A 12,345-nucleotide genomic window follows, 5' to 3' on the forward strand; every position below is an offset into this window, starting at 1 on the left:
TTTCATATTATTTAACCCGCTTGATTTTCTCTTTTTTATTAGAATGTCTCTCCAAACGCCACTTTCTCAGCAATTCCAACCCAGTGCCCACCAGAGCCGTCACATTGGCCAGGCGCTCTCTCTGAGCGGAAGCTGTACGAGCGATTCCGGTAGACAATTCCTGAAAGCTGTGACCCAAGCCCTGAACGGATTCAAAAAAAACATCGGTCTGTTGGCTTTTCTGATTTACATCATCAATCAGCTTTCTCGTTTCAATCAACGTCTTGCGAGATTCGTCAGCAACCTCCTCCAGTTGGGGGCGAACTTCTTTTAACGTTTGATCCACCGAATCCAACGTCTGGTTCACCTTCCGCAACGAAAGCACAACAGCCGTCACTAGAACGACAAAAGCCAGAGAAGCAACAGCGATACTGATTTCAATGATCAAGTCCACACCTCCTTTACAGGATTCTCCAAAAAGGAGTTTTCCATTTCTAAAGCGGATTTGTTCCATTCATAGTTGCTTATCTGTCCAACCCGTGACCTGCCGGATACCGACCGGGAATGGTCACCGGAAGTTTGCCACGGACTGAGACTTTGCCAGCAATTGCACCGGCGGCTGCCTTCATCGAATGTGAATCATAACCATAGAGAGCTAGATAGGTTACATTTTTCGGAAATGCTGAAACTTCATAAGGCGTATCCAATCCGAGAACGATCACCGGGATTCCCCTCGCTGACAAAGCTTGGACCAACTGACGCTGTCCAGGATGATTCTCGGCCTGGGAGGTTCCGACGATCACCCCGTCCACCGCGGTTGCTTGGTTCACCAATTGATCCCTCTCCTGTTGTGACGGATCGGGATCCAGTTCCCGATGTTGCGTGGAGAATCCGTAACTCTGCAAGGACTTGTCCAGTTCCCGTACTCCGGCGACAGACGCCACCAGCAGTTTCTTCTGTGGATCCGGTGTCTGAGGGATCAGACCCTGTGCATCCTGAAGGAGAGTCAAACCGGATTTTGCCGTCGCCTCGGCTACTTGCTCATTACGGGAAGTCCCTACCCGTTTCGCCACCTGGTTCACTGGGGTGATGGGCTGTTCCGCAACGGAAGTCGCCCCCGTCCGCTTTCCTTTGAGATGGAGAATGCGCTGGAGGGAGCGATCGATACGGGCTTCAGAGATCTCCCCCTTTTTGACAGCATCTAGAATTCCCCGGATGGAGGCCTGTTGGCGGGTCAGATCGTGAGAGATGAGCAAAATATCGGCACCGGCTTTTACCGCCCGGGTCGCTGCTTCCTCCGCAGAGAAGTTATCCACGATCGCCCCCATCTCCAGATCATCGGTCATGATCACCCCATCATATCCCAACTCCTCCCGCAATAAACCGGTTAACACCTTCTGGGAGAGAGTGCCAGGGAGTCCTGGGGTATCATCCAGCGCCGGGAAAGTAATATGAGCCGACATGACCGCATCCGTCTGGTTCAAAACTTCTTTGAAGGGAACCAGTTCTACCCGATTGAGCCTGTCCATGGAATGAGGGACTGTAGGCAAATTGACGTGTGAATCGGTTGAGGTATCCCCGTGTCCGGGGAAATGCTTGACTACGGTCAACATCCCACTATCCTGATACCCTTGAATCTGGGCGGAAGCCATCTTCACCACCTGCTCGGGATCACCAGAGAAGGAACGGGATCCGATCACCGGGTTTTTCGGGTTGTTATTCACATCCAGAACCGGAGCCAGATTCATGTTGATCCCCATCGCCCGTAACTCACTACCGATCACCTCACCGGATTGACGGGAGAGATCCAGATTTCCCGAAGCTCCCAACGTCATCCCTCCAGGAAACTGTGTCACGCCTTCGCGAATGCGGGCCACCTTCCCTCCTTCCTGATCCGTAGAGATCAACAAAGGAATTCCCGGAGAGGTAGACAGAGCCAAGTGCTGCAAACGGTTGTTCAACTCCGCCGTCTGCCGTGGATCGCCGATGTTGCGGTCAAACAGGATCACTCCACCCACATGATAATCCCGGATCAGTGTCCGGATTTGCTGGTTCATTTCCTGTGCGGGCTGGTCATCGTTATGAAAACCGACCATAAACATCTGTCCCACTTTTTGTTCCAGGGTCATTTTCCCAATCCTATCCTGAATCGTCCCTTCCAGCTGTTTTCCCTCCGCCTTTGGAGACCAATCGATCCGCCCCCCTCCTGCTCCGGGATCAGAGGATGGAAGAACAGCCACAGCCAAAATCAGTATCAACAGCAGTCCACCCCGAAGGGAAGGAGACAAACTCACCACTCCTTTGAATCGTCGAAAAAGATCCCCTTCATTATATCCCGCCCTCTCTTCCAATTGAAGAAGCCTTATTTCCTATTTTGAATGTTCGCCGGTGTGGTACACAGATGAGGCTACCGGTATAATAGGGAAGGATATAACTGAAGAGGTGATCCCGTTGGATAAAAAAACTATCGTCGTTCTGGAAGGTGATCAGACCGGTCAGGAGCTCTTGGAAGAATCCTTGCGTGTTCTCGATCCGGAAGTGATCGGTTTTGAAGTTGAGCTCCAAAATTTTGACTTGAGTCTGGAAAACCGCCGCAACACCAAAAACGAAGTCGTATACGAGGCGGCCCGGGCCATGAAAAAAGCGGGATACGGTATCAAGGCGGCCACCGTCACCCCCGAAGCTAAAGGGGATGTAGGCAGTCCCAATGCCATTCTGCGCAAAGAGATTGATGGAAAGGTGATTATCCGCACCGGGCGCCGCATTCCCGGGGTTCGCCCCGTTGCAGGTGCTTTTGCTCCCATCTCGGTAATCCGGATGGCGGTGGGAGATGCTTATGGTGCCAAAGAATGGCGGGAAGGCGAAGGAATGGATGAAATCTCTTGGCGAACCGAATCCATCGACCGGAAAACCTGCCGCGCTGTGGCCGAATACGCCTTTCGTCATGCCAAACGGACCCATGCCAAGGTTTTCGGCGGACCCAAATACACCGTGAGTCCGATCTATGAGGGCATGCTCAAGGAAGAGATGGATGCCGTCAGCCAAAAGTACCCCGAGGTGGCTTATGAACCGCAATTGATTGACGCCACCTATGCGCTGCTCCTGAACAACACCGGTGATTCCTTGGTAATCCCGGCTCTCAATCGAGATGGCGACTGCCTGAGTGACATGGTTCTGCAACTCTTCGGCTCCATCGCCGGTTCGGAGTCAATTCTGATGAGTTTTGATGAGAGTTTCGACCCCAAGGTAGTTATGGCGGAGGCCCCTCACGGTACCGCTCCCGCCCTTTTCGGCAAGAATCTGGCTAACCCGATGGCGATGATTCTGGCTGTCGCCTCCCTTTTGACCCACCTCAATACGGAGGAAGCCTCCCTCGCTTCCCGTGCTATCTATGAATCCACGATCGAAACCGTGAAGGATGGACATCGCACGGCAGACCTGGGGGGGAGCGCCACCACCACCGAATTCACTTCTGAAGTGATCGAAAAGGTGCAGACCAAGCTGGAAGTGTGGAAAAGCTTGCAAATGTAATCGATAACCTTATGGGCTCTGTCCTGCGGGACGGAGCCTTTTTTCATTTCCAAAGACCTTGAAGCTTCTATATAATCATTGTAGCGAAAAAATCACAAGGGGGTGTGATCCATGCCCGGTGAGAAAAGGACCTTACTTCAGAAAATGACCGTCCTGGCTCCGGAAGGCATGTTGTTAGCCGGGATCACCGGTTTGGGTTACTTCTCGGCGTATCTGAGTGACCTGGGCTATAAATCCCACTTTCAGCTACCTTCCATGTTTGTGGAAATCAATCTCAACTCGGTGGTCTTGTCCATCTGTGTAATCATCTTCACTCTGTTCATCGCGTTCCTGTCCGTTACGGTACCCCGGCTCCAGAAAGTCGGTCCGCATCTGTTTTCATTCTTTATCACCGTTGCTGTCGCCATCGTCATCGGAATGAAAGTGAGCTTCTCCCTGAGTCGAACCCACCTGTTCACCCTCATTTTCTACTTTCTGCTCTGCGCCGGTCTGCTGTTATTATTTTTCCAACTCACCAAAAAAGGAAATCGTATCGCCCATCTGGCCGCTGTCATCGTATTGTTGGGTCTGATGATATTCGTCTCTTATTCCAGCGGCAGTTTGATCGCCCAAAATCAGAAGTTTTTTCTCGTCTCTGACGGAAAGTCTCCTGTGGTAGTGGTCGATACATACAAGGATTCACTGGTGGTGGCCCCCTTCGATCCGAAAACCAAAACCGTGGCGCAACGATACCAGTTTGTCCATCTGGAATCCGATCTCCATGCCAAACTGAACTTCTCCATGAAAAAGGTGGGTCCCTTGCACCTCTCCATTGAGTGAAGGGATCAGATTCTCGCCTGCTTTTTATACCCCAGGGTCCAGGATGGACTCTGGGGTGTTCCTGTTCGAGCAAAAATGCAAGAGTTCACAAATGGAGCCGACTTTTTCAATCCTTACTCTTCAGAAAATAAGGGATCGCAATAATTGTGAGGAGAGCCCCTAGCATCCCAACCGTCGGAGCCTGACTTGTCATGGAGCTCCCAAACATAGAAAACATCAGGAATGATACTGAAATCATAAAGAGAACGATAATAATATATTTTCTCCCCATTTTAACCCCTCCCTTGATTACAAGGTGTACCGGGTGAGTTCATTGCCGGGAGGCGGGCCTGTGTGACCGTCCCCGATCTCTTGCAAACACAGGTCTCTCCCACTCTTCACAAGGACCAGACACGATTCTGGTGATACGGTAAAGAAAACATCCCTCCGGGCTAAATCAGTTTTTTTATTTTGAACAAAGCCGAGGTCACTATTTGGAACCCCCATCTGTCTAATCTATGAAAACCCAAAATCAAAAGACGGGGAGATCAACGATGGAACTTCGAATGAATTACCGAAGAGCTGATCAACGGCTGTTCCTACTGCATCGACATGCACTCCAAAGATTTGCTTCAAATGGGCGAGAGCATGGACCGAATCTTGCTGCTATCCGTATGGCGGGAAGTTCCGATCTACTCGGAGGCAGAACGAGCCATAATCGAGTTGACCGAATCTGCGACGAACGAAGCTGTCGGAAGCTGGCGTACCCAGCGACGTTTACGATCGTATACGCAACCATTTCGATGAAAAAAATCGTCGATCTGCTCATGGGGATCAACATCATCAATGCATGGAACTGCCGGTTTCAACGGGCATGCTCCCAGGTTGCTTCAATTAAAGTAAGTTGTTGAAAGAAGCGGTATGGTCGGATATACTGGAATCTTCGATCGCACCTACGTTGTATCCTAGATTCAAATGTCTTCACAACCCCTACTCTCTCTTTTCAGCAATCGATTCTGCATCGAGATATTTTTGGAATTTTTCAGGATAATATTTAGCGTACTTTGAATCCCTGTCGACTTTTAAAATTCCCTGCTTTAAAAGAGCTATTGCAATGTCCTCGTTATTATGATAGAGAAAGCCCGGAGGTCGGAGCTTCCGTTTTGGAGGAACCCACAAATCTGGCGGTTACTTTGTGACCATATTCGGCCCTCATAAAGTCCAATGCTTTAGTACCTTGTCTCTCTTGCTCTTCTATTGCCCCCAGGATCTTTACCATAATTAAATTCACCGTTTTCCTCTCCTCCATATTGATCTTTCCTCCTTCCACTTTATAAATTGAAACACCTAACTTTTTGTTACCTATAAAAACACCTTCAACTGACCCTGGAAAGACCTCTTCAGACTTGCATCCAACGAAAAAAAAACTAATCAATAAAAATAAAGCTCCGCTTTTGTATCCTAACCACATAATAGCCCTCCTTTGTGGGGAACTATCTGTATCCTATCCTATATGTCACAATTTTTTAAGGATAAATCATCTAGTATTCTGCCTTTCAACTTGACTCTTCTGAATGTTCCGCGTTATATTCTGCATACATTTACAATAATTGGTTATTGTAAATGAAAAAACTCCTTATGGAGGGTATCAATGTGAAGCACCTCTTCGGGACCACGATGAACGCGGTTTATGGGTAGCTTTTGGGCGCTTGCATCGCTTATGTCTTGTTGCATTGGCTTTACCGTGTGAAAAAACCCGCAAGATTTCATCATGTCCAGGATCTGTGGAGCTCACAACTCCCTGCTGAATGGGCTCTACTATTGTTTGATCACCTTCGACGAACTCGTATGTTTTATACTTATTTTGGTTAATCAACACGCCTGATTGCATTAGGAAATATGATGACTGCTGCAGCGTTAATCGGCATTGATTCATGCCCGATGGAGGGATTTGATTATGCGGAAGTTAACCGTATACTGGCAGATGAAGACTTGCTGGGAAACTTTCAAAGTGCTGTTATAATGGCATTAGGCTACCGGCAAGAAGAACCGAAGCGTTCCAAAACGAGAAATGATATGGAAAAGCTTGTGGCATGGCGCTGACAGAAGTGCCCTGCTAAAGCCATGCCTTGATAAAATCGAATTGATAACAGATAAAAAACAAAAGCCAGTCGATAAATTGACTGGTTTTTGGCTCAGTCACGGTAGGCAAAGAATTTATTGAAGCGTACCGAGAAGTGCTTAAATGCATCTAAAGCAGTTGATTATTTGCTTTCTTACGAGCCTCATAAGTTTTAGTGGTGCTATGCTCAATAAAGTAATCATGAGGTTCTTTATTATTTTTGATAGTATTTTGGTGAATACCCTTTCCTGTTGGGTCAATTTCTTTAGATTTATGAGCTACTGTTCTATAAATACTGTTTTACCCTCATTAGAAAGAGCTGAAGATTGCCGAGACTTCGGGAAGGTTATTCAGGCCGGGGACGTGATCCAGAGGAAACTTGTATTCCCCCAGAAAGTTGATATGGTTCCACCCCAGAGGGGGGATGTGTGACAGCAAGGGGTTCGGGATCGGGCAGGTTTGCGGAGCACCTCCATGGATTCCGCCAATAGACGGTGTTCCATACGCTGATCGCGTTAATCAACAGACTCAGCGCACTCGCCCGTTGCAATTGGTCATTGAGGGCACGCTCCCGAAGTTCCCCTCGCTTCCCGAAAAAGAAGGCGCGGGCGAGGGAGTTCATGGATTCTCCTTTATTCAGGCCTCGTTGCACCCGGCGCCGCAAAGCATTGTCCGACACGTAATCGAGTAGGAAAATCGTTTTTTCGATCCTTCCCATCTCCTGAAGGGCTCGGACAGCCCATTTTTCCGTTTGTACGACCCGATCTTCCCCATGATCAGGGCCGTGGATACCATCGCCTGTTGAATGGAGTGTCCCATCCAAAGCACGTCGTCGTAGTTTTTCTCGATCGTCTTGATCCGGATTTTGTATCGCAAAAAGTCCTTCAAGCGCGGGAACCGGTCCGCCTTCTCCATGGTTAACAGCCGGGCACTGTCCAGATCCCGCAGACGTGAAGCGAAACGAAACCCGAACAGGTGAGCCAACCCAAAGACCTGGAATTTGAACTGGTTTATACCCCATCGGATACCACCGCCTTTGAAGCCCCCCCGATACGGGACCCCATCTTGGTCTCGACGATGCTCGCCCAGCCGGATATCTTCGTCACCGGCGACATGGTTTTTCACACGGAGGAGATTCGGGAGCACTTTGCCGTCTATACTCCCGCGGATTTCCTTCGTGACTTTTATATAAAGCACCAAAGCCCCCGCCGAGATTGGCGGGGGCTTTGGTTAGGTAGCGATCCAAGGGAAATTTCCGCTAATTATCGGCTTAGCGCAGAATTTTGCCAAATTGCTGGCGGGACCCCACTAGAAATGTTATCACACTAAAAGATGATTTCGACTAAATATCGAAATCATCTTTTTTAAACCTTCTTATTGCTTTCTCATATAAGCATTACCCCATGTCTTTATGGATTCAAGTATTGGGACAAGATCTCCTCCAAGAGCTGTTAAGTAGTATAAAACTTTCTTAGGGTTTTCGTTTGTTTCTTCTCTTTCAATGATGCCATCCTTTTCAAGGTCTCTAAGTTGTAGTGTAAGAATACGTTGCGTAATACCCGGTATTTCACGACGCATTGCATTGTAATACATTGGTGATTGTGACAATAAAGATAAAATGATGCATTTCCATTTACCACCAATAATATGCATCGTTAATTCGATTGGACAAGCGCGCTTCACAGTTAACGTACAAGTACCATATTGATCACTTTTGAAGCCTGACATTTTATCCCCCCAATGGGTAGTAACAAAAATGTGCCTTCTTGTTACACCTTTTTTTCTTTACTAAACTAATGGTATCAAATAATTGAAAGGAAGGTATATGAATTGGAATTTGTTCAAATCTCTAAACATGTTTATAGACTTACTTATGAAACCGTTGTTGGCATTCCTGTTAAAATCAATACGTGGTATGTGGTGGACGCTGAGGATGTTTACATCATCGATACTGGGATGGAAGACCATGCACATATGCAGTTGAACGCGGCTAAATCTTTAGGTACTCCCAAAGGTATCTTACTGACACATGGTCATCTGGATCATATTAATGGAGCCAAGTATTTACGAGATGAATTAAAAATTCGTATTTATGCGCACGAAATCGAAATCCCCTTTATCAATGGTGAAAAACCGTATCCAAACAAGATAGAAAAAGAAACAACCAATGTTGAATATCAAGTTGAAGCTTTAAGTGACAATATCATTAAAACGTTACCCCTAGACGTCTATTTAACACCCGGTCATGCTCCGGGACATGTAATATACCATCATAAAGATGATAATGTGCTGCTAACTGGGGACTTGTTCATTTCTAGTTCTGAAAGCTTACACCCACCGATTCAAAAGTTCACAGTTGATATGGATGAAAATATTAATAGCGGGCAAATCATAGATGAACTTAAACCTTCTATCATATCTTCATCACATGGCGAAGATGTTAAATACAATGATGATTTATATACCATTTATAAATTTAGATATGAAAAGGAGAGAGAAAGATGAAAATACAATTATTTCAAATCGAGATTATAGGAGGAGAAGTTGAGCAAAACGAAAACCGTATTAAAGCCCTTTTTGAAGAAAAGCTCGAGGCAGATACTGAGGTTGTTGTGATACCTGAGATGTGGAATAACGGTTATGATTTACAACATTTAGAAGAACAAGCAGATATCGATTTAACAAGAAGCCTTCCTTTTATCCAATGTTTAGCAGTCAAACATAACGTGGATATTATTGCCGGCTCAGTTTCAAACAAACGAGAGGACAACATTTATAATACAGCCTTTGCGGTATCAAAAACGGGTGAACTTCTCTATCAAAAAGATAAAATACATCTCGTTCCGATGTTAGATGAACATCATTATTTAACAGCTGGAAATGATGTTCCAGATGTATTTGAAATTAATGATACCAAAGTGAGCCAAATTATTTGTTACGACTTACGCTTTCCAGAAATTACACGTTATCCATCGTTTAAAGGTGCAAAAATCATATTCTATGTTGCACAGTGGACAACAAAAAACTTGAATCATTGGAGATCACTATTGAAAGCAAGAGCCATAGAGAATTGTGTCTATGTTATTGCATGTAACAGTGTGGGAGATGTGAATAATGAAAATCATGTCGGCAACACATACGCGGGACACTCTATGGTCATTGATCCAAATGGAAACATTGTAGAAGAAGCAGACAACCAGGAAGAAATCATAACCGTAGAAGTAGATTTACAGAAAGTAGCAGAACAACAACAAAAAATCCCAATATTCAAAAACCTAAGACCGGATGTTTATAAGTATGCAAAGTAGAACTATATCAAAGCCTATCCTCATCAAACGATGCTTATCCTGAATAAGAATAGGCACCTTAATATGTGTTTTAGCGATTACTTTAGGATTGTACTTTATTATTGATGTAATGTTACCCTGAAAACGCAACACACATACCACTTATTTAACTGAGACTCGCATCCCAAAAAACTTTTGGAACAAGGGCACGAGACCTGGTGTGGAGCTGGCCGAGAGCTGGTGAACCGGGATCGTGTCTTCTTTATGCAGCCAACATGGAGTGGTATTCCATGGGGCTTTTGTACCGTAAAGAAGAATGAGGGCGTTCCTCGTTATACCAGTGTACATATCGACTCACCGCCTCTCGTACCTCGCTGATAGGGGTATTTCGTGTAGCCAGACCTCTTCCTCCTTGAGAGAGCGAAACCATCGCTCGATCAAGCCGTTGGACTGGAGATGCTTATAGGCGGTCCAAATCGATACAATGCCCAGGGTATCCAGGGATTTCTGGAAGTCGCGACTGGTAAACTGGGAACCGTTATCGTGTACGAGTTTCAGTCTGGAATCGGCTTCGCGAATCCCTTCGGGGTAGGTTTGGTTCACCGCGAGATGGAGAGCATCGATGGCTTCATCATCTCTGTAAAAGGCTTGCGTATCAAAGCCCACAATTCGCCGATCGTACGCGTCAATCATCGCAACCAGATAAGCCCATCCTTCTTGCGACCACACCTTCGTCATGTCCATATGCCATCGCTGGTTCGGGCCGTTGGATCGGCGGGCCGGTCCCCAATGGACCGTTTAGCCTCATAGTGAATCGTCTTTTGCAACAAATTCATCTCTTTCATCGCCCGGTAAACGGTTTTCTGGTTGCAGGGATAACCTTCTCGTTGAAGCAAAGCCCAGATTCGGCGGTAACCAAAGGTCGGATACTCACTGGCCAGGCGCTTGATCTCTTGAGCCAAGGTTTTCTGTCGGGGACAGGATCGTGTTGAATCCACCCCTTTTTGAAACGCTGCACCTTGCAGACAGCGGAAACCGTGACTTCGTTGGCTTCCACCCATTTCCGAATCAAGGGGAGTCCTTCCTTCAGGGAAGGGGTACCGTTTTTTTAATACCTTGATCTGCATGGTTAATTCGCCTACGAGCCGTTCATATTCCGCAATCTTTTTTTCCCACGTCTCTTGGGACGGAGTCCCGCCTTGGCTCCCTCTAAAAAGGCATCCCTCCATTGGTAATAAAGTGCCTGCGAGATTTGATGCTCTCGGCAAACTTCTGAGATCGATCGATTCTGTTGCAAACCTTCCAACACAATCGCCACTTTTTCTTCACTGCTCCATTGACGACGCTTCATCTTTGTCCCTCCATGAATGGTTTTTCTACCGGGTGCTGGATGTCTCAGTAAACCACAGCCCTCCCATTGCCAACTAAAGCCGGAAAAGCAACAAAAGTAGCTGATAAAGGCGTAGTTAACTTTCTCCACGGTCTTGCTTGTGCCAGCCAGTCACGTGCCGGCAATTCCTGCTCCCGTGAAGGTAAGGCTATCGAAATTCCCCGTGACTTCAACAGACAAAAAGATTTGGATGCGTTATACGATGAATTCCAGAGACTTGACTTTAAATTGGATGATGTTCCGGGAACATACAAGAAATTGCTGGGTCAGCAGAGAAGACCACAAGATCTGTCCAATGTCAAATCGGTCATGGGTGAGTATCTGATGAGCAGGCGTATCCCGGAGGGTTACGAATCATTGCCCACAAAAGTGAAAAGCAACAACGGTTTAGATGGACTTTACATGAAGAAAAACAGTAAGGGAGAAATTGAGCACATCGTAATTGCCGAAGCGAAGCTCGGCCCTGATGCAGGACTAGGTCAAACGAAACATGGTAAACAAATGAGTAGAGACTGGATCGAGAGAAAAACGGAAGAGATGAAGACTAGTGACGATCCAGATACAGTGGAAGCTGGTAAAATGCTTGAGGCAGCATTGAATGATAAGGGTTATAAAAAGCAAAGACTTTCACAAGAAATGATCGAAAGCCGCTTGTTTAGGGTAGTACCCAAAGATAAAAATAAACTGGACGGTGAATGGAAAGAAGACTGGATCAGGGATCCGGCAGGGTCTGGTCTGACCAATGACGAAGTGGGAGAGTGGAAATAAACAGACAAGGGGTGGTTCCAAATGAAGTTGGAGACCTTGAAAGAGATCGCGGTTGAAGGAGAGGAATCATTTGTAGAATGTGTTCTACGATTAAAAGAGCGAGACTTTACGTGGAATCTTCTCAGTGGTATGGTTTTGGACGTAAAAATGATGATGATCAAGTCGCTCCTGGTTGACAATAATGTCATAGAATTTAAGCGTCAGCTCTACATGGCGGCAAAATTAACCGAGACCATCACTTTGGCCCAACCGTTAAACAATCCGGAAAGCCCGCATTACGCCAAGTCATTTCCCCACAGAATCATTTCAGGACATCATGAAGCCTTTTATTGGGCATTGATCAGTGAGCATTCCGGGGTGGTGGAGTCCCTGGCTCATCTGTTGGGATGGAAAGGGGAAAAGTGGGAGTTTGGGAGGACAACTTCTCCGTTTACCAATCTGGGATTGGCGATCAAGTACACCTTGTTGGG

At 46.5% G+C, this 12,345-nt stretch carries 15 protein-coding genes and 2 pseudogenes; 8 read left to right on the forward strand and 9 right to left on the reverse strand.

Going from position 1 to position 12,345, the window contains the following annotated elements:
• Window positions 1-7 precede the first annotated feature (7 nt).
• Both JOD24_RS11555 and nagZ read right to left on the reverse strand, forming a co-directional pair.
• Window positions 8-427, reverse strand: coding sequence for a DUF948 domain-containing protein (locus tag JOD24_RS11555; protein ID WP_380167279.1), 420 nt, complete (start codon window positions 425-427; stop codon window positions 8-10).
• A gap of 76 nt (window positions 428-503) precedes the next feature.
• The gene (gene nagZ, locus JOD24_RS11560) at window positions 504-2,237 is read right to left on the reverse strand and encodes a beta-N-acetylhexosaminidase (protein ID WP_429246947.1); all 1,734 of its coding nucleotides are present in this window, start codon (window positions 2,235-2,237) and stop codon (window positions 504-506) included.
• Window positions 2,238-2,430: 193 nt separating this feature from the next.
• Between nagZ and JOD24_RS11565 the strand changes: the two genes are divergently transcribed.
• The 3 genes from JOD24_RS11565 to JOD24_RS11575 all read left to right on the forward strand — a co-directional run bounded on the left by JOD24_RS11565 (window position 2,431) and on the right by JOD24_RS11575 (window position 5,115).
• Window positions 2,431-3,510: an isocitrate/isopropylmalate family dehydrogenase gene (locus JOD24_RS11565; RefSeq protein WP_380167275.1), complete on the forward strand. Its 1,080-nt coding sequence runs from the start codon at window positions 2,431-2,433 to the stop codon at window positions 3,508-3,510.
• A gap of 111 nt (window positions 3,511-3,621) precedes the next feature.
• Window positions 3,622-4,329, forward strand: a complete 708-nt coding sequence (locus JOD24_RS11570) for a hypothetical protein (RefSeq protein ID WP_380167273.1) — start codon at window positions 3,622-3,624, stop codon at window positions 4,327-4,329.
• 591 nt (window positions 4,330-4,920) lie between these two features.
• Complete coding sequence (locus JOD24_RS11575) at window positions 4,921-5,115, forward strand: carboxymuconolactone decarboxylase family protein (protein WP_380167271.1); 195 nt, start codon at window positions 4,921-4,923, stop codon at window positions 5,113-5,115.
• A gap of 319 nt (window positions 5,116-5,434) precedes the next feature.
• On the opposite strand, the gene JOD24_RS11580 is transcribed toward JOD24_RS11575, so the two are convergent.
• Complete coding sequence (locus JOD24_RS11580; protein WP_429246948.1) at window positions 5,435-5,779, reverse strand: hypothetical protein; 345 nt, start codon at window positions 5,777-5,779, stop codon at window positions 5,435-5,437.
• A gap of 413 nt (window positions 5,780-6,192) precedes the next feature.
• Here JOD24_RS11580 and JOD24_RS11585 point away from each other — a divergent pair.
• Window positions 6,193-6,411 (forward strand): annotated as a pseudogene (locus JOD24_RS11585) (nitroreductase family protein); the annotation flags it as partial.
• 328 nt (window positions 6,412-6,739) lie between these two features.
• Here JOD24_RS11585 and JOD24_RS11590 read toward each other — a convergent pair.
• Together JOD24_RS11590 and JOD24_RS11595 are read right to left on the reverse strand one after the other, a co-directional pair.
• Window positions 6,740-7,426: pseudogene (locus tag JOD24_RS11590) on the reverse strand (Tn3 family transposase); the annotation flags it as partial.
• Window positions 7,427-7,804: 378 nt separating this feature from the next.
• Window positions 7,805-8,158 (reverse strand): winged helix-turn-helix transcriptional regulator, encoded by a 354-nt coding sequence (locus JOD24_RS11595; protein WP_380167267.1) that lies wholly within the window; start codon window positions 8,156-8,158, stop codon window positions 7,805-7,807.
• 102 nt (window positions 8,159-8,260) lie between these two features.
• Between JOD24_RS11595 and JOD24_RS11600 the strand changes: the two genes are divergently transcribed.
• A complete protein-coding gene (locus JOD24_RS11600) occupies window positions 8,261-8,935 on the forward strand; it encodes an MBL fold metallo-hydrolase (protein WP_380167265.1) in 675 nt (224 codons plus the stop codon).
• Window positions 8,932-9,738: a carbon-nitrogen family hydrolase gene (locus tag JOD24_RS11605; RefSeq protein ID WP_380167263.1), complete on the forward strand. Its 807-nt coding sequence runs from the start codon at window positions 8,932-8,934 to the stop codon at window positions 9,736-9,738. Before JOD24_RS11600 ends, JOD24_RS11605 begins: the two co-directional genes overlap by 4 nt.
• Before the next feature lie 241 nt (window positions 9,739-9,979).
• Here JOD24_RS11605 and JOD24_RS11610 read toward each other — a convergent pair whose 3' ends face one another.
• From JOD24_RS11610 to JOD24_RS11625, 4 genes are read right to left on the reverse strand one after another with little or no spacing between them, the layout of a single operon-like run.
• Window positions 9,980-10,147, reverse strand: a complete 168-nt coding sequence (locus JOD24_RS11610) for an integrase core domain-containing protein (RefSeq protein ID WP_380167261.1) — start codon at window positions 10,145-10,147, stop codon at window positions 9,980-9,982.
• Entirely contained in the window at window positions 10,072-10,455 is a 384-nt protein-coding gene (locus JOD24_RS11615; protein WP_380167259.1) for a DDE-type integrase/transposase/recombinase, read from the reverse strand. The genes JOD24_RS11610 and JOD24_RS11615 overlap by 76 nt, the downstream gene beginning before the upstream one ends.
• Window positions 10,452-10,844 (reverse strand): IS3 family transposase, encoded by a 393-nt coding sequence (locus JOD24_RS11620; RefSeq protein WP_380167257.1) that lies wholly within the window; start codon window positions 10,842-10,844, stop codon window positions 10,452-10,454. The genes JOD24_RS11615 and JOD24_RS11620 overlap by 4 nt, the downstream gene beginning before the upstream one ends.
• Window positions 10,845-10,855: 11 nt before the next feature.
• A complete protein-coding gene (locus tag JOD24_RS11625; RefSeq protein WP_380167255.1) occupies window positions 10,856-11,068 on the reverse strand; it encodes a transposase in 213 nt (70 codons plus the stop codon).
• A gap of 66 nt (window positions 11,069-11,134) precedes the next feature.
• On the opposite strand from JOD24_RS11625, the gene JOD24_RS11630 reads away from it, so the two are divergent.
• Together JOD24_RS11630 and JOD24_RS11635 are read left to right on the forward strand one after the other, a co-directional pair.
• Entirely contained in the window at window positions 11,135-11,875 is a 741-nt protein-coding gene (locus JOD24_RS11630) for a hypothetical protein (RefSeq protein WP_380167253.1), read from the forward strand.
• Window positions 11,876-11,896: 21 nt separating this feature from the next.
• The coding region (locus JOD24_RS11635; protein WP_429246949.1) for a hypothetical protein at window positions 11,897-12,345 on the forward strand (449 nt) is incomplete at its 3' end.

This window comes from Kroppenstedtia sanguinis, from assembly GCF_050433445.1.
Classification (GTDB): Bacteria; Bacillota; Bacilli; order Thermoactinomycetales; family DSM-45169; genus Kroppenstedtia; species Kroppenstedtia sanguinis.

Coding starts and splice junctions, on each gene's coding strand:
- JOD24_RS11575 (WP_380167271.1), top strand. CDS start 4,921: ATGCACTCCAAAGATTTGCTTCAAATGGGCGAGAGCATGGACCGAATC.
- JOD24_RS11620 (WP_380167257.1), bottom strand. CDS start 10,844: ATGCAGATCAAGGTATTAAAAAAACGGTACCCCTTCCCTGAAGGAAGG.
- JOD24_RS11595 (WP_380167267.1), bottom strand. CDS start 8,158: ATGTCAGGCTTCAAAAGTGATCAATATGGTACTTGTACGTTAACTGTG.
- JOD24_RS11605 (WP_380167263.1), top strand. CDS start 8,932: ATGAAAATACAATTATTTCAAATCGAGATTATAGGAGGAGAAGTTGAG.
- JOD24_RS11580 (WP_429246948.1), bottom strand. CDS start 5,779: ATGTGGTTAGGATACAAAAGCGGAGCTTTATTTTTATTGATTAGTTTT.
- JOD24_RS11615 (WP_380167259.1), bottom strand. CDS start 10,455: ATGACGAAGGTGTGGTCGCAAGAAGGATGGGCTTATCTGGTTGCGATG.
- JOD24_RS11570 (WP_380167273.1), top strand. CDS start 3,622: ATGCCCGGTGAGAAAAGGACCTTACTTCAGAAAATGACCGTCCTGGCT.
- JOD24_RS11625 (WP_380167255.1), bottom strand. CDS start 11,068: ATGAAGCGTCGTCAATGGAGCAGTGAAGAAAAAGTGGCGATTGTGTTG.
- JOD24_RS11610 (WP_380167261.1), bottom strand. CDS start 10,147: ATGGTTTCGCTCTCTCAAGGAGGAAGAGGTCTGGCTACACGAAATACC.